This window comes from Atlantibacter sp. MEI4A-1023 (genome assembly GCF_056155425.1).
The window spans coordinates 2,374,239-2,398,519 of record NZ_CM149568.1 but is presented as its reverse complement, the minus strand read 5'-3'; the positions used below and the strand labels follow the sequence as shown (position 1 = coordinate 2,398,519).

The 24,281-nt window shown below is 55.2% G+C and carries 25 protein-coding genes; 9 read left to right on the top strand and 16 right to left on the bottom strand.

The genetic code is table 11. The features are described from left to right. The first annotated feature begins 328 nt into the window (after nt 1-328). A complete protein-coding gene (locus ACVV26_RS11555) occupies nt 329-910 on the top strand; it encodes a DJ-1/PfpI family protein (protein ID WP_474797113.1) in 582 nt (193 codons plus the stop codon). A 42-nt stretch (nt 911-952) separates the two neighbouring features. Here the strand turns inward: ACVV26_RS11555 and ACVV26_RS11550 are convergent, their stop codons facing one another. Then, nucleotides 953-2,143, bottom strand: a complete 1,191-nt coding sequence (locus tag ACVV26_RS11550) for an MFS transporter (protein ID WP_474797112.1) — start codon at nt 2,141-2,143, stop codon at nt 953-955. Between the two features lie 96 nt (nt 2,144-2,239). Between ACVV26_RS11550 and ACVV26_RS11545 the strand changes: the two genes are divergently transcribed. Beyond that, nucleotides 2,240-2,986: a class I SAM-dependent methyltransferase gene (locus ACVV26_RS11545; RefSeq protein WP_474797111.1), complete on the top strand. Its 747-nt coding sequence runs from the start codon at nt 2,240-2,242 to the stop codon at nt 2,984-2,986. A gap of 39 nt (nt 2,987-3,025) precedes the next feature. Here the strand turns inward: ACVV26_RS11545 and ACVV26_RS11540 are convergent, their stop codons facing one another. From ACVV26_RS11540 to ACVV26_RS11520, 5 genes are all read right to left on the bottom strand, one after another. Then, entirely contained in the window at nt 3,026-4,309 is a 1,284-nt protein-coding gene (locus ACVV26_RS11540; protein WP_474797110.1) for an MFS transporter, read from the bottom strand. Nucleotides 4,310-4,385: 76 nt separating this feature from the next. Continuing rightward, nucleotides 4,386-4,850 carry a RidA family protein gene (locus ACVV26_RS11535; RefSeq protein WP_474797109.1) on the bottom strand — a complete coding sequence of 155 codons (465 nt, stop codon included), beginning with the start codon at nt 4,848-4,850 and terminating at the stop codon, nt 4,386-4,388. Between the two features lie 17 nt (nt 4,851-4,867). Then, on the bottom strand, nt 4,868-6,028 hold the full coding sequence (locus tag ACVV26_RS11530; RefSeq protein WP_474797108.1) for a M20 family metallopeptidase: 1,161 nt from the start codon (nt 6,026-6,028) through the stop codon (nt 4,868-4,870). Nucleotides 6,029-6,048: 20 nt separating this feature from the next. Next, nucleotides 6,049-7,128: an alanine racemase gene (locus ACVV26_RS11525; protein WP_474797107.1), complete on the bottom strand. Its 1,080-nt coding sequence runs from the start codon at nt 7,126-7,128 to the stop codon at nt 6,049-6,051. Next, entirely contained in the window at nt 7,129-7,815 is a 687-nt protein-coding gene (locus tag ACVV26_RS11520; RefSeq protein ID WP_312979592.1) for a helix-turn-helix transcriptional regulator, read from the bottom strand. Between the two features lie 183 nt (nt 7,816-7,998). Here ACVV26_RS11520 and ACVV26_RS11515 point away from each other — a divergent pair, with 183 nt between their 5' ends. Then, the gene (locus ACVV26_RS11515) at nt 7,999-8,238 is read left to right on the top strand and encodes a hypothetical protein (protein WP_474797105.1); all 240 of its coding nucleotides are present in this window, start codon (nt 7,999-8,001) and stop codon (nt 8,236-8,238) included. A gap of 212 nt (nt 8,239-8,450) precedes the next feature. Here the strand turns inward: ACVV26_RS11515 and ACVV26_RS11510 are convergent, their stop codons facing one another. Together ACVV26_RS11510 and ACVV26_RS11505 are read right to left on the bottom strand one after the other, a co-directional pair. Continuing rightward, a complete protein-coding gene (locus tag ACVV26_RS11510; RefSeq protein WP_474797104.1) occupies nt 8,451-9,305 on the bottom strand; it encodes an MBL fold metallo-hydrolase in 855 nt (284 codons plus the stop codon). A gap of 14 nt (nt 9,306-9,319) precedes the next feature. Continuing rightward, complete coding sequence (locus ACVV26_RS11505) at nt 9,320-10,114, bottom strand: OBAP family protein (protein ID WP_474797103.1); 795 nt, start codon at nt 10,112-10,114, stop codon at nt 9,320-9,322. A gap of 189 nt (nt 10,115-10,303) precedes the next feature. On the opposite strand from ACVV26_RS11505, the gene ACVV26_RS11500 reads away from it, so the two are divergent. Continuing rightward, on the top strand, nt 10,304-10,624 hold the full coding sequence (locus ACVV26_RS11500) for a helix-turn-helix domain-containing protein (RefSeq protein WP_474797102.1): 321 nt from the start codon (nt 10,304-10,306) through the stop codon (nt 10,622-10,624). A 194-nt stretch (nt 10,625-10,818) separates the two neighbouring features. Further along, a complete protein-coding gene (locus tag ACVV26_RS11495) occupies nt 10,819-12,138 on the top strand; it encodes a glycoside hydrolase family 10-like protein (protein ID WP_474801820.1) in 1,320 nt (439 codons plus the stop codon). 161 nt (nt 12,139-12,299) lie between these two features. On the opposite strand, the gene pdxR is transcribed toward ACVV26_RS11495, so the two are convergent. Beyond that, a complete protein-coding gene (gene pdxR, locus ACVV26_RS11490; protein WP_474797101.1) occupies nt 12,300-13,727 on the bottom strand; it encodes a MocR-like pyridoxine biosynthesis transcription factor PdxR in 1,428 nt (475 codons plus the stop codon). 115 nt (nt 13,728-13,842) lie between these two features. On the opposite strand from pdxR, the gene ACVV26_RS11485 reads away from it, so the two are divergent. Beyond that, nucleotides 13,843-14,307, top strand: coding sequence for a GNAT family N-acetyltransferase (locus tag ACVV26_RS11485; RefSeq protein ID WP_474797100.1), 465 nt, complete (start codon nt 13,843-13,845; stop codon nt 14,305-14,307). 9 nt (nt 14,308-14,316) lie between these two features. Here ACVV26_RS11485 and ACVV26_RS11480 read toward each other — a convergent pair whose 3' ends face one another. The 5 genes from ACVV26_RS11480 to paoA are packed head-to-tail and all read right to left on the bottom strand — an operon-like array spanning nt 14,317 to nt 19,637. Beyond that, nucleotides 14,317-14,865 (bottom strand): nucleotidyltransferase family protein, encoded by a 549-nt coding sequence (locus ACVV26_RS11480; RefSeq protein ID WP_474797099.1) that lies wholly within the window; start codon nt 14,863-14,865, stop codon nt 14,317-14,319. Next, complete coding sequence (locus ACVV26_RS11475; protein ID WP_474797098.1) at nt 14,862-15,800, bottom strand: XdhC family protein; 939 nt, start codon at nt 15,798-15,800, stop codon at nt 14,862-14,864. The genes ACVV26_RS11480 and ACVV26_RS11475 overlap by 4 nt, the downstream gene beginning before the upstream one ends. A gap of 12 nt (nt 15,801-15,812) precedes the next feature. Further along, nucleotides 15,813-18,002: an aldehyde oxidoreductase molybdenum-binding subunit PaoC gene (paoC, locus tag ACVV26_RS11470; protein WP_474797097.1), complete on the bottom strand. Its 2,190-nt coding sequence runs from the start codon at nt 18,000-18,002 to the stop codon at nt 15,813-15,815. A 4-nt stretch (nt 18,003-18,006) separates the two neighbouring features. Next, nucleotides 18,007-18,957 carry an FAD binding domain-containing protein gene (locus ACVV26_RS11465; protein WP_474797096.1) on the bottom strand — a complete coding sequence of 317 codons (951 nt, stop codon included), beginning with the start codon at nt 18,955-18,957 and terminating at the stop codon, nt 18,007-18,009. After that, nucleotides 18,954-19,637, bottom strand: a complete 684-nt coding sequence (gene paoA, locus ACVV26_RS11460; protein ID WP_474797095.1) for an aldehyde dehydrogenase iron-sulfur subunit PaoA — start codon at nt 19,635-19,637, stop codon at nt 18,954-18,956. The genes ACVV26_RS11465 and paoA overlap by 4 nt, the downstream gene beginning before the upstream one ends. Nucleotides 19,638-19,779: 142 nt before the next feature. On the opposite strand from paoA, the gene ACVV26_RS11455 reads away from it, so the two are divergent. The 3 genes from ACVV26_RS11455 (at nt 19,780) to ACVV26_RS11445 (ending at nt 21,788) form a co-directional block, all read left to right on the top strand. After that, on the top strand, nt 19,780-20,208 hold the full coding sequence (locus ACVV26_RS11455) for a YeeE/YedE family protein (RefSeq protein WP_474797094.1): 429 nt from the start codon (nt 19,780-19,782) through the stop codon (nt 20,206-20,208). 10 nt (nt 20,209-20,218) lie between these two features. Beyond that, on the top strand, nt 20,219-20,635 hold the full coding sequence (locus tag ACVV26_RS11450; protein ID WP_474797092.1) for a DUF6691 family protein: 417 nt from the start codon (nt 20,219-20,221) through the stop codon (nt 20,633-20,635). Between the two features lie 70 nt (nt 20,636-20,705). Further along, nucleotides 20,706-21,788, top strand: a complete 1,083-nt coding sequence (locus ACVV26_RS11445; RefSeq protein ID WP_474797091.1) for a malate/lactate/ureidoglycolate dehydrogenase — start codon at nt 20,706-20,708, stop codon at nt 21,786-21,788. 24 nt (nt 21,789-21,812) lie between these two features. On the opposite strand, the gene ttrR is transcribed toward ACVV26_RS11445, so the two are convergent. Both ttrR and ttrS read right to left on the bottom strand, forming a co-directional pair. Then, entirely contained in the window at nt 21,813-22,397 is a 585-nt protein-coding gene (gene ttrR, locus ACVV26_RS11440) for a tetrathionate respiration response regulator TtrR (protein ID WP_474797090.1), read from the bottom strand. Further along, a complete protein-coding gene (ttrS, locus tag ACVV26_RS11435; protein WP_474801819.1) occupies nt 22,397-24,091 on the bottom strand; it encodes a tetrathionate respiration histidine kinase TtrS in 1,695 nt (564 codons plus the stop codon). The genes ttrR and ttrS overlap by 1 nt, the downstream gene beginning before the upstream one ends. Nucleotides 24,092-24,281: the final 190 nt, after the last annotated feature.

Here is a 24,281-nt window from a genome sequence, read left to right as displayed (position 1 = left end):
AAGTTGCATAAGCTTTTCTAAGGTTGATTATGATCAAGGGGTATATATTTATAACCCTTATGAATTAAAAACTGTGATGCGGCGGGATTCAGATGTAAAAAATTCATTTTAAGTTAATGATATATTTAATGTTATCGCAACATTTATTAGTTTTGGGTTATTATTAGTATTGATATTTATAGAAAATGAATTATTCAATAAATTGCGTTTTATCGCGTTATTTTCTTATTTTCCCGCTTTCTTCGACGTTTGGTTTAAAACATTGTTTTATAAACTTCCGCTTCATCGCAAATTAATCCCACCTGGATTTGAATAATGGATGAGATGAATGAAGAAAACTATTGCGCTCTTGCTTGCGCCGGGATTTGAAGAAGCGGAGGCCATTATCACGCTGGATATTCTTTCCCGGCTCGGTGTCGAGGTGACGACGGTGGCCTGTGACGAGCAGCGAAACGTCGTCAGTTATCATGCGGTGCCTGTTTGTGCTGATTTATTGCTGGCTGATTGTGTGGAAAAGCATTTTGATGCCGTCGTTATTCCTGGCGGCCCGGAGGGAACCGATCATCTCGCCAAAAATGAAACGGCCATCGCGTTTATTCGCCGCCACGATGAAGCAGGTAAATTGATTTGCCCGATATGCTCGGCTGCCGCGAAGGTGCTTGCGCCACATGGATTATTAAAAGGGCGGCGTTACGTCTGTTCCGGGACGTTTTATGAAGCAGTTACCGATGGCATTTATGAGGATCTGCCCGTGGTCAAAGCGGGTAATTTACTCAGCGGGCAGGGCGTGGGTGCGGCGTTTGATTTTGCTTTTACGCTGGCCTTTGTGCTTACCGGGAATTATGCGGGTGTCATCGAGCAGGCGGAGCATATTAATTATAAAATCATGACCGATCTTACCCAGCTGTAATTGACGAAATATGCCCGGCAACGCTACTGCCGGGCATGACGATTAACCCGCGTTACGCACCGGCATAACCCGCAAATAGACCAGCGTTGCCAGGCAAATCAGCGCGCCGGCGATAAACGTCGAGGCCGAACCGGAAAACTCCCACAATATGCCCGCGCCGGTACTGGCGAGCAGCAATGCCACACCGCTAATCATGCTGAACATGCCAAACGCCGTCCCACGCAAATCAGCAGGCGAGGCGGCGGCGATCATGGCGGCCAGCAGTCCCTGCGTCATCCCCATATGAATGCCCCACAGCGCCACGCCGACCAGCACGCCTGCCCAGTGGGTACTGAGCGCCAGCACGATGTCTGCCAGAATCAGTACCACCAGGCCCCACTGCAACAGCTGGCTGTGGCTCATAGAATCAGAAAGCTTGCCGAAGGGATACGCGGTAACGGAATAGAGCAGATTCATTGCCACCATGACCAGCGGGATCAACGCCAGCGGGATATCCACTTCCAGCGCTTTGAGCACCAGAAACGCCTCGCTGAAACGCGCCAGGGTAAAAATACCGCCCAGGGCAATGACCCACCAGGTGGCGTTTCCCAACCGGCGCAGATTCGCGCGGGTAACCGGATTGGTGCGCTTTTGCGCTACCGGCGTGCGCGGCTCGTGCAGCCCGAAGAACAGCAGCGCCACGGCCATCACGCCAGGGATCACCGCCACCCAAAAGATGGCGCGGAAATCATCGTGCCACAGGAACATTAACCCCACCGCCAACAGCGGGCCGAGAAACGCACCGAGGGTATCTAACGACTGGCGTAGCCCAAACGCCGCGCCGCGCAGTTCAGGCGGGGTGATGTCAGCAACCAGCGCATCACGCGGCGCGCCACGAATACCTTTACCGAGACGGTCCGTCAGGCGAGCGGTGAGGATCATGCCGGAGGTAGAAGCAATGGCGAACAGCGGTTTACTCAGCGCACCGAGACCGTATCCCAGCAGCGCCAGCCCTTTACGTTTGCCCAGCCAGTCACTAATCACGCCGGAAAACACTTTCACCATCAGCGCCGTCGCTTCCGCCAGCCCCTCAATCAGCCCGATGACCAGCACGCTGGCCCCAAGCGTAGTCGCCATAAATAGCGGCAGCAGGCTGTGGATCATTTCCGAGGAGACATCCATCAACAGGCTGACGCCACCCACCACCCAGACGCCAGAAGGGATGCGCCGTAACGTTGAAAATTGGGAAAACATGCGGGCTCCGCGCGTTGCGCCGTGAATTAATCCAGAGTGTATTCGATAATATACACTCCATTGATATAACAGGCTTTACCTAAAAGGAGGCGCGACATGGCGCAAAGCACCAACTGGTTTGATCGCGGCGGAGACAACTACGCGCGCTATCGCCCGGAATATCCGCCTGCGTTAGTCGATTACCTTGCCGGAATTTCCCCGGACCGCCACCGCGCGCTGGACGTCGGGTGCGGCACGGGCCAGTTAACGCAACTGCTCGCCGGGGCGTTTGATCAGGTGGTCGGTATCGATCCCAGCGAAAGCCAGATTGCAAACATTACTCCGCATCCGAGGATTCACTATCAGTCAGCGCCAGCAGAAACGTTGCCTGACGACCTGGCAAATTTCAGCCTGATTACCGTGGCGCAGGCCGCGCACTGGTTCAAACTGGATGCGTTTTATCAGCAGGTACGCCGTGTCGCCACACCGGGGGCGATTATCGCCTTAATCAGTTACGGCATTATGGAACTGGACGACGCGTTAAACGACCGGTTCCGCCAGTTTTATGACGGTGAAATAGGTCCTTACTGGCCACCAGAGCGGAAGCTGGTCGATGAGGGCTACCGTACGCTGGATTTTCCGTTTCACGAACTCACGCCGCCGCCACTGTTGATTCAGGTGGAATGGGATTTTGCCGCCTTTGTCGGCTATATCTGCACCTGGTCCGCCGTGAGAAAAGCCTCGGAAGCCGGGGAGAAAGGGCGCGTTGAGCGTTTTTTTGCAGAGTTTGAAACACTGTGGGGTGACACGGCAAAAGCCCGTCAGATCAGCTGGCCGATTGCGATGCGGGTGGGGCGGGTGTGAGGTAACGCGGCGCTGGGAAAACACGCCGCGTAACGTTGATCAGTTTACCGCTGCCGGGTCGGTAATCGGTTTATTCACCATAAAGAAATAAACCAGCGATGCCAGAAATGCGATGACGGAGGAGGCAACCAGCGCCAGGGTAAATGACCCGGTGCTATCGAGGATCATCCCGGTAATAATCGGTGCAAACGAGCCGCCAATAAAACCGCCGAAGTTCTGGATACCGCTCACGGACGTCACCAGGCGCGACGGCACCGACACCAGAATCAGCCCCCACGCAGACGTTCCTGCGAAATGAATCGAAAACAGCGCCATACTGATACAGGCTACTGCCATAAAGGTGCTATCGGTATAAGCGGCAGGCAGGGTAAAGCCCGCAGCGCATAGCAGCCCTAAACAGATCATCCATTTACGGCTTTTCATCTTATCCGCGCCGCGTTTCATCACCCAGTCTGCTACCACGCCGTTAACCAGCATCCCCGCCGCGCCGAACAGGAACGGAATGGCCGCAACCCAGCCGGTTTTCTCAAGGCTTAACCCACGGGACATTTCCAGGTACGACGGCAGCCAGGTCAGGAACAGCCAGACCATATAGCCCACGCCGTTGAAGCCGATAATCATGCCCCACATCGACTTTTGCTTAAACAGCCCGGCCCAGTCTTTCAGCGTGACTTTTGCTTTACTGGACGGCGGCGTCTCTTCTTCCAGATGGGCGATATCTTCTGCTGATAGTCCTGCATCTTCACGGTTGCGATAAAACATCATCCACAGGAACGACAGGATAATGCCAGCCACACCGATGATAATGAACATGGCGCGCCAGCCGAACGCCAGCATCAGAGCAATTAACAGCGGCGGAGCCAAGGCCTGGGCGAGCGTGGACGACATATTTACAATGCCCATCGGTACGCCGCGTTTACGGATGTTATACCAGTCGTTAACGACCTTAACGCCGGTGGGCAGATGCGGCGCTTCGCCAATCCCCAGCACTACGCGGGCGACGATCATTTGGCTGAAAGAACCCACGAATCCAAGCGCGGTCTGGGCGGCAGACCACAGGAAAATACCAAACCCGTAAACCCGTTTAACGCCGAAGCGCTCCATCACCATGCCAATGGGTAGCTGGCATAATGCGTAACCGAAGGAAAACACCGAAAGCAATAAGCCCATTTCGGTGGCCGTGAGGCCCATTTCCTCACGAATAGTGGTATTGGCTATAGAAAGCGAGGTTCTGTCGAGAAAGTTAATAATACCCGCCACGAGCAAAAACAATAATGCCATAATTTGCAAACGCTTCAGGCGAGAGCTTGCTTGAGTAGACATAAATGTTCCTTTAATAATTGTAAGTACGCCATCACTGCACGGAATAATGGCGTTATCATCGGATATAAGGGTTATTTTATTCGCCGTTAATTTCGAAAATTAATTCAATTTCAACGGGTGTATCAAAAGGTAATGCGTTAGTGCCGATAGCAGAGCGCGCATGGCGGCCCTTTTCACCGAATATGGCGATTAACAGATCCGAAGCGCTATTCATCACATACGGCTGCTGTTTAAAATCATCCGCACTTTGCACAAAACCCAGCATTTTTACGCAACCGGAAATACGGTTCAGATCGCCGAGATAAGCTTTAAGCGAGGTGAGGATATTCACAATACACTGGCGTGCGGCCTCCTGGCCTTGTTCAATGGTTAAATCCCGGCCCAGCGTGCCGGTATACATTAATTCACCGTTAACCCGGCAGTCATTACCGGAGGTATACAATAAATTGCCGGTTTGTTTTACCGGAATATACGAAAATTTAGGTGCAGTGGGCTCGCCGAGTGTAATACCCAGCTCTGCTAAGCGAGCTTCTATGGTCATAGTATTTCCCTGTTGGTTTATTTCAGTAAATCGAGCGTCAGTGATAAATAAATTTCTGCGGCCTGGTGTAATTCCTCAATACGCACGAATTCATCCTTAACGTGCGCCTGGGCCAGATCGCCCGGTCCCATAATAATGGTCGGAATATGCTGCCCAACCGAGAAGAAGGGCGCTTCGCAGGTAGCCTCGAAAATCGTTTTCTTAGCGTGGCCAGTAACGTGATGAACGGTCTCGCACGCCTGTTCAACCAGCGGATGGTTTTCATCAATCGCCGACGCGGGGATAAACAGATAGTTTTCCAGCGAATAATCCTGGTCCGTCTGCAAACCAACCCCTGCCAGCGCGTCACTCAGGCTGCTGTTAATGTCGTGACGCGTTTCGCCAGGCAACACCCTGCGGTCGATTTCAATGAAGCACGACGCCGGGACGATGTTCGGCGCGCTGCCGCCGTTGATGGTGGTGACCAGCATCGAGGCGTTGCCCAGCAGGCTGTGCTGCTTCTGTTTAACCCGCTGGCACTCCTGCACCAGTTCCGGTAGCAGACGGGCCATTTTATCGATGGCGCTATCTGGCTCGCGGACTTTGGCGGCATGCCCGGCGGTGCCGAACGTGGTCAGGCGGGTACGGCTGACGCCTTTATGGGCGATGCAAATCTCAAGGGATGTCGGCTCGCCAATGATGGCGTAATCCGCCTCGACGCCCTGCGCCAGGAAGTGCTCCATTCCCAGATTGACGCGCTCTTCATCCACGTTAAACAGCAGGGTCAATTCCCCATTGAATGCGTAACGATGGCGCTGAATAAGGATCGCGGCAAACATCATCGCCGCCACGCCGGATTTCATATCCGCTGCGCCGCGCCCGATAATCCGATCGCCCTCAATCACCGCAGCAAAAGGCTCTACCGACCAGCCTTCGCCGCACGGCACCACATCGGTATGACCATTGAGGATCACCCGTTTGCCGGGCTGCTGCCCTTTGATACGCGCAATCACGTTCGGTCTACCCGGCACCACGTCCTGAAGTACGGTGTCAATGCCTTCTTTATTTAATACATCGGCAATAAAATGCGCGACGGCGTTTTCATTTCCCGGCGGATTTTCCGACGGGTGCTGGATCAGGCTGCAAAGGAGCGTAACAAGCTCCTGCCGTTCATCAGCAGTTAATGGCTTCATTGTCATAAAAATACCCAGTTCAGGTTTTAATAACTTTTTCCACGCGCGTCGATAGCGATCGTTTCGCAGTATTCGCCGTTGCGGAAGGCGTAAATTTCATCCACCAGATTGGCCACCACACAGCAGTGGTTAGGAATAATATGGATCTGCTGGCCGATATTCAGCGTGATTTTTTCCGGGTCGTAGCGTAAATAACCGTGCTCTTCATTCAGTTTCACCAGTTGCATATCCGGGTATTCCTGAATATGCCCATAAGATCCGGCTACGCTGGATAAATCTGAGGTCAGAGATTTAGTCCCGGCATCAATAGTCGCATAGCCGGGCAGGGGAATACTGACCACGGTAGCGCAAATCGTCAGGGCGCAATCTTGCGGAGTATAAATACCGCCGTTGATGGCATTCATGTCGCCAAAAATAAAATTACCGGCGCGTGATTCGCTAATGCCGTTTAATTCATCGGCGTAAAAGGATGAGAGCGTGGAGCCGCCGGACAATATTTCAATATTAAAGCCGTTAGCATTTAATAAGTCCCGGCTGTTAATCAACAGTGCCGCCTCTGCACGCGCCGCTTTGCGAATATCCACCTCCTGGTGGTACTGATAAATCGTGCCCGCGTAGGTAAAGACGCCTTTAATTTGCAAGCCGGGCAGGGCAGCAACCTGATTCGCGAAATCTAACAGTTGTTCCGGCTGGATGCCTTCGCGATGCGCGCCGAAATCGATGGCGATATCGACATTAAATTGCAGGTCGTTTTTCACCGCTGCCTTTGAAAGCCCTTCGGCACCGGTAAGGCTATCGATTATGGTGCGGATGTTGATCTGCCGCGCCAGATCGGCGAAGCGCTGGCATTTATCCTCACCGATCAGCGGATAGGCCAGCAGAATCGAGGTGATCCCGCCTTTTGCCATTACTTCCGCTTCGGATAACTTGGCGCAGGTAATACCGCTGGCGCCAAGCTGCTGTTCCAGCTTTGCCAGCCGCACCGATTTATGGGTCTTGATATGCGGCCAGTGCTGAATATTATTGCGGGCCAGCCCGGACACCATGGTTTTGATATTCTTTTCCATGATATCCATGTCCAGCGCGACATAAGGTGTGGTGTACATTTAGCCTCCTGAGTTTTCGCCCTCGCCGGGCGGGGCATCGCCTCTAATCTCGCCCAGATAGGCGTAGAGGGTGTATTTAGAGATATTCAGAAACTCACAAATCTTTTCACCGGATTTTTTAATCAGAAACACCCCTTTGTCGTCAAAAAACTTAATGGCGTCGAGTTTGTCCTGGCGGGTCATATTGTTCACCGGAACGCTAATTAACGTCGTGCATTCAGCAATCAGATAATCCAGTAGTTCGTTAACGTCTTTCACGAACACTTCATTCACTTCTTCCTGACGGGCAGGTGCGCTATCGGGGCGGCCGGCCATTTTGTTGAGCATTTTCTCGGCCTGCAAAATATCGCTGATATCGAGGTTGATACACAGCGCGCCTATCACTTTGTTACTGCTGTTGCGAAAGTAAACCGACGTCGAGCGCAGGGTTTTGCCGTCGCGGGTTTGGGTGAAATAGTTATGGCGATCGCCATTCACGTCTGTGCCGCGCAGCACTTCCAGCCCGAGGTTGCTGCTGGGGTCGCCTTTTTTACGCCCGGTCACGTGACCGTTAATGATCGCGATGATGCTGCTTTCCAGTCCCTGAGCGTGATCGTGAAGAACCACTTCGCAGTTTTCGCCAAATTGCCCGGCGATGCCTTCCATCATGGGGATGATGAAGTCGAGATTCTCTGTGATGTTTTCCATATCAACCTAAAATTTAGTTAGCTAACAAAACTTTTTGTAATGTATAGCGACAAGGGTGGGTGTTAAACAACCGTAACGTGAGCAAAAAGCGATCGCGATCACGTAAAAACTTACTTTTTGTTTGGTGGCAAACTTTTTGTTTGGCGGTGGCGTTTAGCGCGAAACCGTATTGAGAGAAAGGTAATGTTTGAACGACGCTTGCTGGATAAGTTTATTACTGCGAGCGGCGTGTTCTTTACGAAGCACAGCCATAAAGGAAGCGCGCTGATGTTTACCAGCGGGATGAACAACGGTATCGCAATGGGAGAGTTTGAAGGCGAGCCGTTGATCCATGAGCGACTGGCGTTAAAAGAGTATTGCGCGTTACTGGATAGCAATGGCCTTAAGATTGTGGAAATGATGATTGAGATACCGAGAGCTTGAGTCATACGGTTTGGCTGCCCAGAAAGATGAGGTAGTAACTGGCCGGTGCGTTGATTGACCAGACACATCATCATCAAGAAACGACAGATTTCATGGGATTCTCTATTGGTGCGCATAATGTATATTATGTTAAATTGCATCTGCCGTTTCGTAGCCTTACTCCCTTAATGACCCTAACGCGTTCCCTGCTCCCTGATTTGGTCCCGATCGCATTACTTCATGCCAGAACGCTGAAGGTCGTCATCTGCCGCAAATCCCCTTAATTCCTGGGCATCGTGGCTGCAAAAGAACGTGATCTCTTGTTGGTGGCGAGCAAACACGTCCCGAAGCTGTTGTTGAGTACGATGTCTGGCTCTGTTATCCATCGCCATCATCCATTGATAAAAACGCAGGCCCGGCGTGCAATGTGGTTTTTGCAGATCCATTTCACCCCGATAAAACCAGGCATCCCCGCCATGTAACAACCACCCGTGCGATTGACTAATCGCAATGCCTGCATGGCCCGTCGTGTGTCCCGTCAGCGGAACCAGCAGTATTTCCGGCGGCAAACCCTGTAGCGATTTAACGGCCTCGAAGCCGTACCAGTTTTCCCCCTGCGGTTGGTAACCCATCCAACCTGATGTGCCGCTCCACTGCCCAGGACGGTAACGCTCGCGAGCCAGCCAACTGTGCCGTTGCTGTGCGGTATCGATTTCCGTTTGCAGCAGGTGTATTTGCGCATGAGGGAAATCAGTAAGCCCACCCGCATGGTCAAAATCAAGATGCGTCAGGATGATGTGCCGGACATCTGCTGCGCGAAATCCCAGCGCCTCAATACGCGACCGTGCAATCAGCGCTTCGCGTCGTTGAATGTTGTTCAACATGCGAAAAAAACCCGACAAACGTTTTTCTGGCTGGCGAACATCGTCACGACCGAAACCCGTATCCACCAGGACCAGGCCGTCACGGTCAGTTTCAATCAGCAGACAATGGCACACCAGGTGTGCATGAATACCTTTACTGAAACCATCAAATAACGCGCCACCGACCGGGCACATACATCCGCAGTTAAGATGATGAACTTTCATAATCGCTCTCCCGGTTAATCTCTGGCGTCTGTGGTTTGCTCCGATGTTCCGAAATGGGTCGTGTCTCCGTGGCCATGTTCGCCCGAGCCCTCTACCCGCTTAAGCTGGATCACTTCACCGAGCTGCCAGGCGTTGGCTCCTTTAGCAACCGGATGCGCCACAATATCCTCACGTTCTTGTTTGATGGACTGGGTGCTCACGTTAAAGCGTCGATCTCTGTCTGCCAGCAGTTTGGGATCCAACTGCCCTTCCCCGGTAAAGCCCATCATTAGCGCCGGAATGCCCAGCGGAAGCGTTTTATCGCGGTCGGTATGCCAGGTGTGCCAGGTCTTGCCGTAGGTATTTACAATTTTGCTCATTAACGCCTTGTCAGCCACCGCAGGTAAACCCGGGGCAATCAGACTGCCGGATTTCACTTCATACTGATGGCTGTGCCACAGCTTTTTTTCTTCCGGCGGCAATGTGTTAAACAAACGCTCGCTAATGATGTACTCAACGCCCATCAGCCGGGCATCCTTCGTATTGCCGTCGTAAATCACCGCCTGCATTACGTCTTCATTCAGCACCGTGACATAGTGATGTGCTTCCATCTGACCATTTTTATCACCGCTATAAAAATGGAAACCGTCAAGATAGGCGCTGATTGCATCAATGGGCGGACGGGACTGGATAAGCTGAGCGCCAGTTTCCAGCGTGCTCATTCCGGAGGAAGTTTTTTCACCGGGAACAGGCGTGTTTGAAGGCGTATTGTTCGCGCCGCAGCCCGCTAAAGCCAGGCTCGACAAGAATAAAAGCGATAATGGTTTCATTGGCCCTCCCCGTAAAAGTCACTTTACTGAACGTAGTACACTCCCGCAGACCCGCCAGGAGAATTTTCAGTAAACCCTCTGGTAAATTTTTCATTCAGGTGGTTCATCAACACCATTTATATTTCTGCCTCAGGATTATAAATCTATTATAATGTGTGTTATCCACTTAAAAGGCACTTAACACCCATTATGATGGATTTATATCTCAAAAAACCCAGCGAAATTAGCGCCCTGATTTGCGAACGCTTGCGGCAGGAACGCATCACTCTACAAATGACCCAGGCGGATGTGGCTGCCAGAGCAGGCATTGGCGTTAATACGGTGTCCAATCTGGAATCCGGCAAAAACATCGGCTTCGAGAGTCTGGTCAGAGTGGCAATGGTATTAGGCCGCAGCCAGGAACTTGAAGCGCTGTTTAAACCGAAGCTGGAAAGCCTGGACGATCTTCGCCGCTATGAAGAAAGCCTTAGCCGTCAACGAATTAAGAAAAGGAGCCATGATGCTGAATAGCGATGACCCGTAATACGCTTCGCTATATCCAGGTGCAGCTGGATGAGAACATCAAAGCCATAAGTTAAATTCCAACAATAAGCGATAAGCGATAAGCTGCCGCTGCGTGAAAGTCAGGTATATACTTAGTCGCCTGGCTGGTTCCGTACAGACTGAAGCCACGTAAATGACGATTAGAATAAAGGGAGTGTCTCATCATCAATACTCGTTGCTTTCCTCGTTTCGCGAGCATAAAAATCATTGTCGCCGCGCTGTTTCTCGCCAGTTGTTCCTCAGAACCGCCAAAATCCCTGGTCACGCCGTTGCCGCCAGTGGCAAAACAGCCGCTGCCAGATAAGCCAGGGCAAAACCAGCAGCCGATGCGCGGCGTCTGGCTGGCGACCGTTTCCCGTCTCGACTGGCCACCGGTGAATTCGGTCAATCTGAGCCCTGATGTGCGTATTCGCCAACAAAAACAAGCGCTAACCGACAAACTGGATAACCTGAAAAACATGGGCGTCAACACGGTGTTCTTCCAGGTTAAACCTGACGGCACCGCGCTGTGGCCATCAAAAATTCTGCCCTGGTCGGATATGCTGACCGGTGAGATCGGTAAAGATCCGGGTTACGATCCACTATTATTTATTCTTGATGAGGCACATAAGCGCGGGATGAAAGTGCACGCCTGGTTCAACCCGTATAGGGTGTCGACCAATACCCGCAGTTCGACAGTCAACGAACTTAACCGCACCCTTCCCTTAAATCCCGCCAGCATTTTTGTGCTGCATCGCGACTGGATACGCACCTCAGGCGATCGCTTTGTGCTTGACCCCGGCATTCCGGAAGTTCGCGACTGGATCACCAGTATCGTGGCGGAAGTGGTTGCGCGCTATCCCGTAGATGGCGTGCAGTTCGATGATTATTTCTATACCGAAACACCCGGTTCAGCGCTGAACGATAACCCGACATGGCGCCAGTACGGTCAGGCCTTTGCCTCGAAAGCGGACTGGCGGCGGCATAACACTTCACAGTTGATCGAGCAAGTTTCCCGTACCGTTAAGCAACTGAACCCGAACGTCGAGTTTGGGGTCAGCCCTGCGGGCGTATGGCGTAACCGTTCACACGATCCCGCCGGTTCCGATACCCGTGGCGCGGCTGCCTATGATGAGTCGTTCGCTGATACCCGCCTCTGGGTGCAAAAAGGCTGGCTGGATTATATCGCTCCGCAGATTTACTGGCCTTTCGCGCGTGACGCGGCTCGCTATGGCGTGCTGGCAAAATGGTGGGCAGATGTGGTTAAACCGACCAACACCCGTCTGTATATTGGCGTGGCGCTGTATAAAGTGGGTGAACCGTCAAAGAATGAACCTGACTGGACGGTGCAAGGCGGCGTGCCAGAACTGAAAAAACAGCTCGATATGAATGAATCGCAGCCCAATATCCACGGCACTATTCTGTTTCGCGAAGGTTATCTGGAACAACCTCAGACGCGCCAGGCCGTTGAATACCTGAAACACCGCTGGAGTAGCCGCTGATTTTACCAAATCGAATGAGCCGACATAAACCGGCTCATTTCCCCTTTTTTGTTCTGATTGACCAGTAAGGCACGGTGTTTACGTGTGTTGTGTTTATTTTCGCCAAATTGTATGTTGTAACTAAAGGCATTGATTATCGATTTCCATCCAGGGATAACGCGTTAAATGGCCTCTGCCAGACGGCGAATTCCCTCTCTTAAGATCTCTGGCGGATGGTTAGCAAACCCCAGCAATATCCCTTCCCGTGACATCGGCCGCTGGCAGTAGCGTTCAAACGTCTGAATCCCCATACCCAGCTGGCGGGCGCTATCCTGAAACACCTCCGCCTTCAACCCGCCGTTTAACCAACACACCAGATGAACTCCGGAATCCGTTGGGTGTACCGCCATTCGCTGTGGGAAATAGTCTTCAATTGCGGCCACCAGCGCGGATTTACGTTCGAAACAGGCTTTACGTATCCGGCGGACGTGGGTGGCGTAATGCCCTTCTTCGATAAAACGGGCCAGTACAGCCTGTTCAAGATAGCCGTTGCACAGATCGGCGTAATAGCGGGTGGCGATAAACCGCTCCCGTAACGGTAAGGGAACCACCATAAACCCCACCCGAAAGGACGGATACATCATTTTGGAAAAGGTGCCGGCGTATATCACCCGGTGATGGTTATCCAGGCCCTGTAAAGCCTGCAATGAGCGGGCGGCGTAACGGAATTCGCTATTGTAGTCATCCTCGAATATCCACGCCTGATGCGAATGCGCCCATTCCAGCAGCGCCAGCCGCCGTGGCAAACTTAGCGTCCCGCTTAACGGAAACTGATGCGACGGCGCGGTATAAACCAGTTTCGCGTCAGGATAATGCGTTATGCCATCGTTAATATCCATTCCATCGCTGTCGACCCTGACCGGGCATGCCGTCGCGCCGACAGCGGCGAAAACCCCACGTGCGCCATTATAGCCAGGATCATCCAGCCAGACGTTATCTCCGCCAGACAACAGGCTTCGTGCGGTAATATCCAGCGCCTGCTGAATACCGTTAGTGATAATCACCTGTTCTTCGTGACAGTTAACCCCGCGCGTAGCCTGAATATAGCGTGTGATTGCCCGTCGCAGGGGCCGATAGCCGTACGGGCTGGTGTGTAAATCCAGTTCCCGTCGGGATTGCCGCCACACGCGGCCAAGCAACCGTCCCCATACGTCGTGCGGGAAAAGATCGGTACACCCTACTCCCACAGCAAAGAGCCGCTCCATGCCGCCAGCGCCTTCTGTAATGTGGGTTCCGACAGGGATATTTTCCTGGAACAGGTGCGGGTAATGAGCGCCAGTGAGCCGGTCCGGGATCGTGTGCGTAACAAACGTCCCTGCCCCTTTGCGGGTCTCCAGATAACCTTCATCCATCAGCCGCTCGAATCCGGCAATCACCGAGTTGCGGGAAATCGCCATCATTTCGGCCATTGCACGGCTCGAGGGTATCTTCGAGCCGCCTGCAAGCCGGCCATCAAGAATGGCATTACGCAGCGCGTGATAAACCTGGTCTTTAATTACGCCTTTTTCCAGCAATAACTCCTGAAACACCGGAGCGACATTCTTTTTCATGGCGATACTCACAGGCAAAAAGTGGATCTGATAAAAATAAATAAAGTGTCACTTATCCAGGACCACAATAACCTTTACCCTTCCCGTTATCAAAGCCAATGAAAAAAGGATGACTATGAATAACCCACACATTTCCCGCGTCACAATCGAACCGGTCGCGGAGCAGGATTACGCCGACTGGTTGCCGCTATGGAAAAATTATCAGGTGTTTTACCGCGTCGATATCCCCGAAAATGTTACCCACCTGACCTGGAATCGCTTTCTGAATCCGATTGAACCGATATTCTGCGCAGTGGCGAAATACGACGGCAAAATCGTCGGGCTGGTTCATTATCTGTTCCATCGTTCAACCTGGGCAGATACGGATTACTGCTACCTGGAGGATTTATTCGTCAGCGAGGAGATGCGCGGTAAACAGATTGGCAAGCAGCTTATTGAGTACGTACAGCAGCAGGCCCGCAAGCGCCACTCAGCGCATCTTTACTGGCATACCCATGAGACCAACCTGCGCGGGCAGCGGTTGTATGACTGGATTGCAAAGAAAAGCGGCATGATTGAATACCGTATGCCGGTGAGGTGACCAAAAGCGTCATACTAAGAAAGTTTTCACCCTTATAGTGTGCAAATCCCCAACCGTATCGACATCCTGCACAATTCCTGGATCATTAAGGAAGAGTTGCAGGATATCGTCTCGCTTGCGTGCAGCCTGGACGATAACGCTCGCCCCTTTATCACCGTGGAGCAGGCTTAGCGCACTAAAATAATCACGTCTGAACCCCACCGGATGACCATGCTGCAAGTGAAAATACGGCACGACCACTGGCTTTTGCGAAAGCGCACGTGCCACGCGCCGCAGGGAATCCGGCTGAATAAGCGGTAAATCGCCCGGCAGAATCAGCCAACCCGCGGCATCTGCCGTCGCCCTTACGCCCATCGCAATAGACTCCCCCATACCGGCGGTTCCGCCTTCTGGCCTGACGAGATGCCACGCCAGACCCGACGCAGCAACAGCTTCCAGTACATGCCCTAACACCGTGTTCCCATGCAGCGGTGCATCCAGCTTGTGAACGGCGCCGCCGGAATCGCGGAACCGCTGCCCTTTTCCGGCGGCCAGCACAATCACCACCGGCCCAGTCATCGCGCCGACAGCCTGGCATGGCGCGCGGCGGCAATATCGGCCAGTACCGACAGCGCCAGCGAATGGGCATCGCGGGCTTTGGGGAAAATGCCGACAGGCGCTTTGATGCGCGCGATATCTTCAGGGCTCCAGCCCGCCTCAGCCAGGGCCGCCCCCCGTTTCTCGTGAGTGCGGCTGCTACCCAGCGCACCGATATAAAACGGCTGCGCCGCCAGCGCGCACTGGAGTAGCGGCAGTTCCCGGTGCAGATCGTGATACAGCAGCAGCACCGCCGTATCGTCATCAATCAGCAGTAAGGCGGTTTTTGGATCCACGCTGTCGCGGGTAAGCACATCAAACCCTGCGGCCTTTGCGACATTAGCGGTGACGTGCGCCTCAAGAGAATGACCATAAACAATAACCCGGGCACAGGGCCGATAGTTCACCACAAAATTCCCGCCGGCCCAGCCGGTTTGCCCGTCATGGGTACTGACCAGCGTTTGCGAGCCCGGGCTATAGCGCAGCCCCGCTGCCTTACGCTGCTCAAGCCTGTTAAGTACCGCCAGCAACGGCTGCACGGCGCGTAAATTATGAACGGTCAGCGTAATTCCACCGCCGCAGGGCAGCACGATATCGAAATACGGTGAACCCTCACCATACATCACCGTGCGGTCATGACCTGAGAGCATCGCCTCCATTGCCTCATAGGCCACCGCAGACTCCACACAGCCACCAGACACAAAGCCGCAATACAAACCGTCCTCGCGCACCGCCATCTGCGCGCCCAGCGGGCGAGCCGCACCCCCGCGGATTTCCACCAGCGTCACCAGCGCCGCCGCCATGCCCGCCGCCAGGGCATCGGCGGCGAAGCGCAAAATGGTCTGGCTGTCATCGGTTAAAAACGCCTGCTCAGGGTTGAGCAGGCCAGGTTCAATAAACGTCGCGTGTTGCAACACGGTTCACTCTCCTTAAGTCAGCTCGGGTAATCCGTTCAGCAGCTTATCCAGCGTGATGGGATAATCACGCACCCGTGCGCCCGTGGCGTTATAAATCGCATTGGCGATAGCCGCGCTGACGCCACAGATCCCCAGCTCGCCCACTCCTTTAGCCTTCATCGGCGATGAAATCGGATCGGTTTCGTCAAGGAAGATCACTTCCTGGCGCGGGATATCGGCATGAACAGGCACTTCATAGGCCGCCATATCGTGGTTAACGAAATAACCCAGCCGGGTGTCGATGGCTAACGCTTCCATCAGCGCCGCGCCAAGCCCCATCGTCATCGCGCCAATGACCTGACTGCGCGCCGTTTTCGGGTTGAGAATACGGCCCGCTGCGCAGACCGCCAGCATACGGCGCACGCGCACTTCTCCCGTTGCCGTGTCCACAGCGACTTCAATGAAATGCCCGGCGAAGGTGGATTGCTGGTATTGCTTATCCAGATCGCCGAACTCGATACTGTCTTCCGCACTCAGCGCACCGGCGTCGGTGAGCGCGACACTGCGATCCCCCTCGCGGATCTGCCCGTCAGCAAATACCGCCGTATCGGGATTGAAGCCCAGCATAGATGCAATCGCCTCGCGCAATTTCACGCAGGCCGCATAGACACCCGCCGTCGAGCTGTTTGCACCCCACTGCCCGCCGGACCCGGCGGAAACCGGGAATGTGGAGTCGCCGAGTTTAACCACCACCTTTTCCAGCGGTACGCCCATCATCTCCGCGGCGGTCTGGGCGATGATGGTATAGCTGCCGGTGCCGATATCGGTCATATCGGTTTCCACTGTCACCACGCCTTGCGGGTCCAGATGCACCCGCGCCCCGGATGTCATCACCAGATTGTTACGAAAGCCCGCCGCCATCCCCATTCCTACCAGCCAGCGGCCTTCACGCACCTGGGCGGGTTTAGGGTTACGCTGGCTCCAGCCGAAATGCTCTGCGCCACGCCGCAGGCACTCCACTAACTGGCGCTGCGAGAACGGACGTTTCGGATCGGCGGGGTCAACCTGGGTATCGTTAAGTATGCGAAATTCAACCGGGTCGATACCCAGTTTTTCTGCCATCTCATCGATGGCGATTTCCAGCACCATCATCCCCGGCGCTTCGCCTGGGGCGCGCATGGCGTTACCCTCCGGTAAATCGAGTTTCGCCAGCCGCAGGCCGGTGAGGCGATTGGCTCCGGCATAAAGAAACTCGGTCTGGTTAGTCGCGGTTTCCGTCGGGCCGCCCGGCACGTTACCGTTCCAGCTTTCATGGGCAATCGCGGTAATATGCCCATCTTTCTCCGCTCCTATGCGCACGCGCTGGATAGTCGCCGGACGATGGGTCGTGTTGTTCGGGATCAGCGGTCGGCTCAGCATCACCTTAACAGGCCGTTTAATAGCCCGAGCGCCAAGCGCCGCCAGCAAGGCATCGCTACGCAAAAACAGTTTGCCGCCGAAGCCGCCGCCGATATACGGCGAACGAACGTGAACGTTTTCTTCCGGGATATTCAGGGTCTTTGCCAGATCGGTCTGGCACCAGTGGATCATCTGGTTCGAGGTCCAGAGCGTCAGCTTGTCGCCTTCCCAGGCCGCCATTGAGGCATGAGGCTCCATCGCCATATGGCTCTGATCCGGCGTGCTATAGGTCGCCTCCAGCTTAACGGCGGCGGAAGCAAACGCGCTGTTGAAATCGCCCACTTTTTTATCGGGGGTGTCTTCCGGCGGCGTGGTGACAGTGGGCTTTTCCTCTGCCAGATCGTAAGCACCGCGCTCGCGCTGATACGCAACCTGCACCCGTTCAGCCGCCGCCCGCGCCTGTTCAAACGTCTCTGCGACCACCACGGCAATGGCCTGGTGATAATGCTCAATTTTCGGGCCACCCAGCAGCGTGGCGGCATTCTTTTCGCCTTTGCCCAGTTTTCCGGCGTTCTCAGCGGTGATCACAGCCAACACGCCCGGCGCATTTTTAGCAGCCTGTACATCCATCGAGGTAATACGCCCTTTGGCGATAGCGGAACCCACCACATAGCCATACGCTGCATTTGGCGCTTCATCATGCCATTCATAGGCATAATGCGCGGTGCCGGTGGTTTTGAGCGGGCCGTCGATACGGTCATGGGGACGCCCCACCACCTTAAGCTGGTCGACTGGGTTATCCTGAGCCGGATTTTCAAATTTCATCAGCTTATGCCCTCGCTTCCGTCAGCACTGAGGCGAGCGTGCGCTTCGCCAGGATCAGCTTGTATTCGTTTTCTGGAGTAGGTTGCGCGCTGGCGAACAACTTGTCGTAAACCGCCTGCGCGCCGTGAGTCAGTTGCGCATCGGCCTCTTCCATTCGCCAGGGTTTATGCGCCACGCCGCCTAACGCCACGCGCCCGGTGCCATCTGGCTGTACCACCGCCGCCACAGAAACCAGCGCAAACGCATAAGAAGCGCGATCGCGCACTTTGCGGTAGATATGCGTCCCACCGAGCGGCGGCGGAAGCGTGACGGCGGTAATCAACTCCACGGCGGTCAGCACGGTTTCCAGATGCGGGGTTTTACCCGGCGCGCGATAAAAATCCGCCAGCGGGATTTTGCGTTCACTGCCATCCGGTTTCACCGTTTCGACCACAGCATCCAGTAAACGCATCGCCACGGCCATATCGCTGGGATGGGTGGCAATGCAGGCTTCACTCACACCCACCACCGCATGCTGGCGGCTAAAGCCTTCCAGCGCGGCGCACCCGCTGCCGGGTAAACGCTTGTTGCAGGGCTGATTGGTATCGTAGAAATACGGGCAGCGGGTGCGTTGCAGCAAATTGCCCGCCGTGGTCGCCCGGTTGCGTAACTGCCCGGACGCGCCAGCCAGCAGCGCGCGAGACAGCACGGCATAATCCCGCCGCACCCGCTCATCTGCCGCCAGGTCGGTATTGCGCACCAGCGCGCCGATGCGTAACCCCCCTTCCGTTGTCGCGTCGATTTTGTCCAAACCCAGACCGTTAACGTCGATAAGATGCGTCGGGGTTTCAATTTCCAGCTTCATCAGGTCGAGCAAATTGGTGCCACCGGCAATAAATTTTGCTCCGGCGTGACCCCGGGCGCTGGATGCCGCTTCGGCAGGCGTATTCACGCGTTGATAGGTAAACGCCCTCATGGTTTCTGCCCTCCGGCGACATCCTCAATCGCGGCAAGGATGTTGGAATAGGCACCGCAGCGGCAGATGTTGCCGCTCATCCGTTCACGGATTTCATCGGCGTCCATTGACGGCGGCGAAACCAGATCGAGGGTAACGTGGCTCGGGATACCCGCTTTGATCTCATCCAGCATTGCCACCGACGAGCAAATTTGCCCCGGCGTACAGTAACCGCACTGGTAGCCATCATGTTTAACGAACGCCGCCTGCATCGGGTGCAAATTATCCGGCGTGCCGAGCCCTTCAATCGTGGTGATGTCAGCATCCTGGTGCATCACCGCCAGTGTCAGGCAGGCGTTAATACGCCGCCCGTCGACAATCACCGTACATGCCCCGCACTGACCGTGGTCGCAGCCCTTCTTGGTGCCGGTGAGATGCAGGTTTTCGCGCAGCGCGTCCAGCAAGGTGGTACGGGTGTCCACGTTGAGTTCACGGACCTCGCCATTTACTGTAAAACGTACCGGGATGATTTCCGGTGGCGGCGTGACCGTCGGCTCGCTGGCCAGCGCCACGCCAGAAGGCACTGCCGCGGTTGCCGCCGTCGCCGCACCAACTTTTAAAAGATCGCGCCGTGTCAGGTTAAAATGGTGGTGGTCTTCGTCAGAATGCGGTTGTTGTTCGTTATTGCCTTGGTTGCTCATACCAGGCCTCCAGTCTTAAAAAATAAACGGGTAACAATGGGCGCTTACCGCAATTGTTATGGAAGTTTTTGAACATTAAGCATAGTCAGCACTGGCGGCAGGATTATTCTTAAATCCTGCCAGCCCTGATAAGGAGATAAACGTGAACATTGATATGGCGAACTTTACGCCGCTGGACAGTTTTATCGGCGGATTGCTGATCGGCGGCGCGGCGTGGGTATTGATTGTGTTTTGCGGTCGCATCGCCGGGATCAGCGGCATTCTTGGCGGTGTGTTGAACCTGAAAACCCCGGATAAAGCCTGGCGGCTGGCGTTTCTGGGCGGGATTGTACTCTCGCCGTGGCTATATCGCCGGGTAATGCCACTCCCGGATATCGCCCTGGTTACCCCGTGGTGGCTGCTGATTGTCGCCGGTCTGCTGGTCGGCATCGGCACCCGGTACGCATCCGGCTGCACCAGCGGGCATGGCGTCTGCGGATTGTCGCGGCTATCGCGCCGTTCACTGGCGGCAACCGCCACCTTTATGGGCGTGGCATTTGTCACCGTCTGGTTGACCGGCTTGTGGCGTTAAGGAGAACAGCATGAATATTATCGTTTCATTACTGGCCGGACTGATTTTCGGGATTGGGCTGATCGTCAGCGGCATGGCGAACCCGGCGAAGGTGTTGAGTTTTCTGGATATCACCCGGCTCTGGGACCCGTCACTGGCGTTTGTCATGGGCGGCGCAATCGGCGTCGGCTTCTTTGCTTTTCGGATGGCGAAGAAGCGCACGCGTCCCGTCTGCGCGACGGAAATGCATCTGCCGAACTCCCGGCAAATTGATAAGCGCCTGATTGGCGGCTCAGTGCTGTTCGGCCTCGGCTGGGGTCTGGCGGGGATCTGCCCTGGGCCTGGCCTGGTGCTGCTGGGCGCGGGGATGACGAAAGGGATGGTATTCGTGGCGGCGATGATTGCAGGGATGTTGATTTTCCAGTGGCTTGAAAACAGAGGCAAATAGCGGCGGCTTGACCTCACTTCCCGCAAAGCGCAGCATGAAAACGCACACAACCTATAACGGAGAACAATAAATGCAGACAGGGTTACGTTTTCAGGCAGTAAAGCTTCAGGCGTTTGTCGAGGCGCTGCTGGGCTATGCGGGCAGTGAGCCGGAAGAAGCGCGGCTGGTCGCCGATCATCTGGTTTCCGCTAACCTGGCGGGCCACGATTCCCACGGCGTGGGGATGATCCCCAGCTATATCCGCTCGCTGGCGCAGGGACATTTGCAGCTCAATCAACATACCAGCGTGGTCAAAGACGCGGGTGCAGTCGTCACGCTGGAAGGCAATGCCGCGTTTGGTCAGGTGGCGGCGCATGAAGCTATCCAGTTGGGAATCGAAAAGGCGCGTCAGTTTGGCCTCGCCGCCGTGGCGCTGCATAACTCACACCACCTTGGCCGCATTGGCTACTGGGCAGAAAAATGCGCCGCCGCCGGGTTTATCTCCATTCACTTTGTGAATGTGGTGGGCGACCCGATGGTGGCGCCGTTTGGCGGCAAAGACAGCCGTTTCGGCACCAATCCGCTGTGCGTGGTGTTTCCGCGCAAAGACGCGCCGCCCCTGCTGCTGGATTACGCCACCAGCGCCATTGCCTTTGGCAAAACCCGCGTCGCCTGGCATAAAGGCGAGCCAGTGGCGGCGGGCTGTTTGATTGATGAAAACGGCCTGCCGACCAACGATCCGGCGGTTATGCATGTCGCGCCATTAGGCTCATTACTCACCTTCGCCCAGCACAAAGGGTACGCGCTGGCGGCGATGTGCGAAATTCTCGGCGGCGCGTTATCCGGTGGCAAAACCACCCATCAGGAAACGCTACAGACGAGCGTGGACGCCATCTTCAATTGCATGACCACGATAATCCTCAATCCGGAACTGTTCGACGCTCCGGATATGCAGCAGCAAACCGATGCCTTTGTGGAGTGGGTAAAACAGTCGCCGCACGATCCGGCGCAGCCCGTTCAGGTGCCGGGTGAATGGGAAATGCATAACCGTGAAACGCGCCTTGCCCAGGGGATCCCGCTGGATGAAAGTAGCTGGAACGCCATTTGCCAGGCGGCGCGCGAGGCAGGCATGCCGGACGCGGAGCTGGCGCGGTTTAAGGCGCAACTGGGGTAAATTTTTCAGGCCCGCCCGGGCCTGTTAATCCATTGCCCGCATCTTCCCCACCAGCTCGGCGATATTCACCGCCGCCATCTTTTCCATCACCCTGGCGCGATGTACTTCCACCGTTCGCAACGCCACGTTGAGCCGCCCGGCGATTTCACGGTTCATCAGGCCCTGCACGATAAACTGGGCGATTTCCCGCTCTTTCGGCGTCAGGCTTTCATAGCGCTGGCGGATACAACGGCGTTCAAAGGCCATTGCGGACACCGCCTGAGCCCGTTCAATCGCGGCGACCAGTGCTTCGGCGGATACCGGCTTTTGCAGGAAATCCACCGCGCCACGCTTCATTTGCTCCACCGCGACCGGCAGATCCCCATGACCGGTGAGAAAAATCACCGCCAGGGTACTGCGGCGCTTTATTAATTCCCCGTACAGCCCGTGACCGTCCAGATGCGGCATCCGCAAATCGAGCAGCGCGACCCCTTCTTCATGCAGCGCGGCCTGCGCCAAAAACGGCAGGCTCTCGTTCCAGCTTTGAACGGTATAACCCAACCCCTCCAGTAAAAACTGACAGGCTTCGGTCACGGCGACATCATCATCGACCAGATGAACAACTGACATCAGGCATCCTTAGATTCATGAATTGAAAATTGCAGCACCACCCGCAACCCGGTTTTCCCGTCCGGCGCGGGATGATTATCCAGCGTGATTTCGCCGTAAGCATCGCGGATCAGCCGCTGGCAGATCGCCAGCCCCAGCCCCATACCGTCGGGCTTGGTGGTGTTGAAGGGCCGAAACGCGTGGAACAGTTGCTCGTCCTCTATCCCGCCGGCGTTATCCTGCACCACTATCGCGCCATCCTGCTCCATCAGCCAGACGGCGCTGGCTCCTGCCTGGGCAGCGTTAAGGATAAGGTTAGCGAGCAGTTGATCCAGCACCATCGGTGGCAGCGTCAGGGTGAACGATCCCGGTAACGGGTTAAACAGCGTTAGCGTTGGATAATGCTGCCCGAGCCGGAGCAGATCCGCGACGCGCTGGGCCGTCTCTCTGACCGGAACCGTAACAGACTCGCGTTCATCGGCATCAAAGGCCGACGGCGGCTGCACCCAGTGCCGCAAATTACGCAGCGTATCGCCGCTGCGCTGCGCCTGGGCATCAATATGCTCCAGCGCCGGGATCAGAAAATGGTGCGCATCGGTTTTACGCAAGCGCACCAGGCAGCCCTGGGAGTAGTGACGAATGGCCGACAGCGGCTGATTGAGTTCATGAGCAAAACCCGACGCCATCTCCCCCAACACGCTGAGCTGACGGGCATTCTCCAGCGCTTTCTCCTGCTGGCGCAGCGTTTCGCTGGCTTTTGCCAACTGTCGCCCGCGTCGGCGCACCAGCAGAGCGATCCAGATATGATTCACCGTCAGCAGCAGCAGGGCCAGTATCGACACCCCGACCGCAAACTGGTTTTGCATTAGCCAACTACGCACGTCCTGCCACAGCCGCCGCTGTTCCGGGTGCTGGTTCACCGCCCGCAGCAGGCTCTCAACATCGCTGGTGGAGACCGGCGCGCCCCATAAAAATGGCGGCTGCTGGTTGTTTAACAACGCTCTGGCCACGCTATCCGCCAGCGCGTTATCGACGTCCGGCAACGCGGCAAACGACCAGTTTGGATACAGCGGTGTACTGGTGACGCACGGCGCGGCAACCGGGTTCACCAACAGTGGGCGAAACGCGCTTTTGTCGATTAACCCTTCGGCGTCCATTTGCTCCAGCAAGCACACCGGCACAATCGCCGCCTGTATCGCCTTTTCGCGCAGCAGATAGAGCAGCGCATCGCCCGGAAAGCCAGTAAAACGCAGCCGGAGATCCTTCTCTGGCTGGATGCCGCGATCGGCTAACGCCTTATAACCCGTGAGATAACCGCCAAAGGCCAGAGGATCGATAGCGCCAACAGTTTTATTTGTCAGATCCTGGAAATCCTGCAATTTACTTTCACGATTCACCAGGATAACGCTGCCGATAATGTTATTGCCGTCCCGGGTACGCAGCGACGCCAGCCAGCGCAAATGGTAATGGCTGTTAAGCTGGACAAACTGCGCCGGATTAGTGACCACAAACTGGATAGATTTTTGATTCACCGCCTCACGCATCTGGCTGAGATCGAGCGGCTGAATACGAAAACGCTCACCCGGCACCTGCTGGTTCAGAGAATCCGCCAGCGGCTGCCAGTGCCGCAGGGTCGCGGCGTCACCGCGCATTGCCAGCACGCCGATAGTCGATTCCCCGGCCACGGCTGGCGAGCCGAAACCGAGGCAAAACATCAGTAATAACGCCCTTTTCACACTGTCTCCCACCGCGTCGGGTTGCGTTAGATCAACAACCCGCCGGGTATGTGGTTTACCACAATAGTCCCTGCCCCTCGCCAATTTTTACACTGTAAATCATACAGATTGTTTATTCATCACGCTGTTAACAACACTGTGACGCATGGATTGTAACGGCGTCGACGGA

Excerpts from the sequence above, each read along its gene's own strand:
- ACVV26_RS11555 (WP_474797113.1), top strand. The coding sequence starts at position 329 with ATGAAGAAAACTATTGCGCTCTTGCTTGCGCCGGGATTTGAAGAAGCG.
- ACVV26_RS11550 (WP_474797112.1), bottom strand. The coding sequence starts at position 2,143 with ATGTTTTCCCAATTTTCAACGTTACGGCGCATCCCTTCTGGCGTCTGG.
- ACVV26_RS11545 (WP_474797111.1), top strand. The coding sequence starts at position 2,240 with ATGGCGCAAAGCACCAACTGGTTTGATCGCGGCGGAGACAACTACGCG.
- ACVV26_RS11540 (WP_474797110.1), bottom strand. The coding sequence starts at position 4,309 with ATGTCTACTCAAGCAAGCTCTCGCCTGAAGCGTTTGCAAATTATGGCA.
- ACVV26_RS11535 (WP_474797109.1), bottom strand. The coding sequence starts at position 4,850 with ATGACCATAGAAGCTCGCTTAGCAGAGCTGGGTATTACACTCGGCGAG.
- ACVV26_RS11530 (WP_474797108.1), bottom strand. The coding sequence starts at position 6,028 with ATGACAATGAAGCCATTAACTGCTGATGAACGGCAGGAGCTTGTTACG.
- ACVV26_RS11525 (WP_474797107.1), bottom strand. The coding sequence starts at position 7,128 with ATGTACACCACACCTTATGTCGCGCTGGACATGGATATCATGGAAAAG.
- ACVV26_RS11520 (WP_312979592.1), bottom strand. The coding sequence starts at position 7,815 with ATGGAAAACATCACAGAGAATCTCGACTTCATCATCCCCATGATGGAA.
- ACVV26_RS11515 (WP_474797105.1), top strand. The coding sequence starts at position 7,999 with ATGTTTGAACGACGCTTGCTGGATAAGTTTATTACTGCGAGCGGCGTG.
- ACVV26_RS11510 (WP_474797104.1), bottom strand. The coding sequence starts at position 9,305 with ATGAAAGTTCATCATCTTAACTGCGGATGTATGTGCCCGGTCGGTGGC.
- ACVV26_RS11505 (WP_474797103.1), bottom strand. The coding sequence starts at position 10,114 with ATGAAACCATTATCGCTTTTATTCTTGTCGAGCCTGGCTTTAGCGGGC.
- ACVV26_RS11500 (WP_474797102.1), top strand. The coding sequence starts at position 10,304 with ATGATGGATTTATATCTCAAAAAACCCAGCGAAATTAGCGCCCTGATT.
- pdxR (WP_474797101.1), bottom strand. The coding sequence starts at position 13,727 with ATGAAAAAGAATGTCGCTCCGGTGTTTCAGGAGTTATTGCTGGAAAAA.
- ACVV26_RS11485 (WP_474797100.1), top strand. The coding sequence starts at position 13,843 with ATGAATAACCCACACATTTCCCGCGTCACAATCGAACCGGTCGCGGAG.
- ACVV26_RS11480 (WP_474797099.1), bottom strand. The coding sequence starts at position 14,865 with ATGACTGGGCCGGTGGTGATTGTGCTGGCCGCCGGAAAAGGGCAGCGG.
- paoC (WP_474797097.1), bottom strand. The coding sequence starts at position 18,002 with ATGAAATTTGAAAATCCGGCTCAGGATAACCCAGTCGACCAGCTTAAG.
- ACVV26_RS11465 (WP_474797096.1), bottom strand. The coding sequence starts at position 18,957 with ATGAGGGCGTTTACCTATCAACGCGTGAATACGCCTGCCGAAGCGGCA.
- paoA (WP_474797095.1), bottom strand. The coding sequence starts at position 19,637 with ATGAGCAACCAAGGCAATAACGAACAACAACCGCATTCTGACGAAGAC.
- ACVV26_RS11450 (WP_474797092.1), top strand. The coding sequence starts at position 20,219 with ATGAATATTATCGTTTCATTACTGGCCGGACTGATTTTCGGGATTGGG.
- ACVV26_RS11445 (WP_474797091.1), top strand. The coding sequence starts at position 20,706 with ATGCAGACAGGGTTACGTTTTCAGGCAGTAAAGCTTCAGGCGTTTGTC.
- ttrR (WP_474797090.1), bottom strand. The coding sequence starts at position 22,397 with ATGTCAGTTGTTCATCTGGTCGATGATGATGTCGCCGTGACCGAAGCC.
- ttrS (WP_474801819.1), bottom strand. The coding sequence starts at position 24,091 with ATGTTTTGCCTCGGTTTCGGCTCGCCAGCCGTGGCCGGGGAATCGACT.